This window comes from Hydrogenophaga sp. (genome assembly GCF_041633695.1).
GTDB lineage: Bacteria > Pseudomonadota > Gammaproteobacteria > Burkholderiales > Burkholderiaceae_C > Hydrogenophaga.
In genome coordinates, this window is the sequence record NZ_JBFJMY010000581.1 from 1 (window position 1) to 2,263 (window position 2,263).

At 63.4% G+C, this 2,263-nt stretch carries 2 protein-coding genes; one reads left to right on the forward strand and one right to left on the reverse strand.

All coding sequences use genetic code 11. From position 1 onward, the window contains the following. Positions 1-211 precede the first annotated feature (211 nt). Entirely contained in the window at positions 212-1,399 is a 1,188-nt protein-coding gene (pobA, locus tag ABYB95_RS21935; RefSeq protein WP_372661960.1) for a 4-hydroxybenzoate 3-monooxygenase, read from the reverse strand. A gap of 234 nt (positions 1,400-1,633) precedes the next feature. On the opposite strand from pobA, the gene ABYB95_RS21940 reads away from it, so the two are divergent. Next, positions 1,634-2,263: IclR family transcriptional regulator C-terminal domain-containing protein (locus ABYB95_RS21940; protein WP_372661963.1), on the forward strand; the 630-nt coding region annotated here is incomplete at its 3' end.

The following is a 2,263-nucleotide window of genomic DNA, read 5'->3' on the forward strand; positions in this document are numbered from 1 at the left end:
ATGCGCACACGGTGCAAGGGCTTGAGCTGTCGGGGGGATGTGGCAGGTTTGGAGAGCGTCATGGTTGTGTCTGAACGGTTTTTGAATGTTGCCCAACCATTTAACCGCAAGCCTTGGGTCACCAATGCAAACGGGCGACAGCGTCGCCCACATTCAAACTAGCTCAACCCAGGCGCACCGCGCTGAAAGCGCGGCGCAGGGGTGGGCCAAATCACTCAGCAAAGTCCAGCGGCAAGCCCACGTAGTTTTCGGCCAGCGAACGCGAGGCGGCTTCCGAGTTGACCAGGTACTCCAACTCGGCCTCTTGCACTTTTTGGCCGAAACCGCCCGTGTCTGGAAAGCGGTGGAGCAACGAGGTCAGCCACCAGCTGAAGCGTTCGGCGCGCCACACGCGGGCCAGCGCACGCTGCGAGTAGTTGTCGATACCAGCATCGCTTTTTTCGGTGTAGTGCTCGATCAAGGCGGTAGAGAGGTATTTCACGTCGCTGGCCGCGAGATTCAGCCCCTTGGCACCGGTGGGTGGCACGATGTGCGCCGCATCACCGGCCAGGAACATGCGGCCAAAGCGCATGGGCTCGGCCACAAAGCTGCGCAGCGGCGCGATGCTTTTTTCGATGCTGGGCCCGGTGATGATGCGCGAGGCCAGGTCGGGATCGAGGCGCAAACGCAGCTCGTCCCAGAAGCGCTGATCGCTCCAGTCTTCCACCTTGTCGTCGATCGGGCACTGCACGTAGTAGCGGCTGCGGGTGAGGCTGCGCATGGAGCACAGCGCAAAGCCGCGCTCGCTGTTGGCGTAGACGATGGCGTGGGTGGAGACCGGTGGCACATCGGCCAGCACGCCCAGCCAACCGAAGGGGTAGACCTTCTCGTATTCGGTGATCGAGCCTTCGGGCACGCTGGCGCGGCACACGCCGTGGAAGCCGTCGCAACCGGCGATGAAGTCGCATTGCAGCTCTTGCGCCTGCCCGTCCACCTCAAAGCGCACCGAAGGCGTTGTGCCATCAAAGCCGTGCACGCTGACATTGGCGGCGCTGTAGACGGTGGTCAAGCCCGTTTCGGCGCGCGCTTGCATGAGGTCACGCGTCATTTCGGTCTGGCCGTAGGCCGTGACCACCTTGCCACCGGTCAGGCCGGTCACGTCAATCGCGCGGCGGATGTTCTTGTAGACCAGTTCGATGCTGTGGTGCACCGTGCCGTCGGTGTCAACGCCCTGGCTCACGCAGGCTTCGCGCAGCAAGTCCACCGTGATCTGTTCCAGAATGCCGGCGCGTATGCGACCCAGCACGTAGTCGCCACTTTGGCGCTCGACGATGACGTTGTCGATGCCGGCTTTGTGCAGCAACTGGCCGAGCAACAGGCCGGACGGGCCTGCGCCGATGATGGCAACTTGTGTTCGCATACTGTGGGTCACCCCCGCACTGTCTTTGACAGCTTGGCCGATGGTGCCGCGTGGTCACGATCCATCAACCGCTTGTGCACCGGTGCGCGGGGTTTGTCTCTGGTTGGTTGGAGGAACCCTGAGCGTAAGCAGGCCGCTTCAAGCACACAATCCCGAAACCCTGGATTTGCGCGATCACCGGATTGGTTGTGCGATGATCGCGCAAATCATCTTGTATCGAAGCCTCCGTTCTCCATGAGCCATTCACCGCTGCCTATCGCCAAAGCCGATTTCATCGAAGGCATGGCCAAAGGCATGGCGGTGCTGGAGAGTTTCGATACCGAGCGCCAGCGGCTCAACGCGACCCAGGCCGCCGAGCGGGCGGGGCTGACGCGGGCAGCGGCGCGGCGCCATTTGCTAACCTTGGCGCATCTGGGCTATCTGGACACCGACGGCACGCACTACTGGCTTTCAGCCAAGGTGCTGCGTTTCTCGGGCAGCTACCTCGCATCGGCCCGGCTGCCCCGTTTGTTGCAGCCCACGCTGAACCGCCTGGCGGCGCTGACGCGCGAGTCGTTTTCAGCCGTGGTGCTCGATGGCGACGAAGTGGTGATCGTGGCCCGCAGTGCCTCGGTGGGTAGCCCACGCCTCATGGCCTATGGCCTGCATCTGGGCGCACGCTTGCCGGTGCACGCCACGTCCACAGGCAGGGTGCTGCTTGCCGCCTTGCCCCGCGCCGAGTTCAGCGCCTGGCTCAAAGGGCGGACCTTGCCCCGCCTGACCCAGCACACTTTGGTGGAGCACAGCGTGCTTCGGGCGGCGGTCACCCAAGCCCGCAAGGACGACTACGCCATCGCACAGGAAGAGCACGAACTGGGTGTGCTG

Bases quoted from the DNA above. Each gene is read 5' to 3' on its own strand.
- pobA (WP_372661960.1), bottom strand. From the start codon at position 1,399: ATGCGAACACAAGTTGCCATCATCGGCGCAGGCCCGTCCGGCCTGTTG.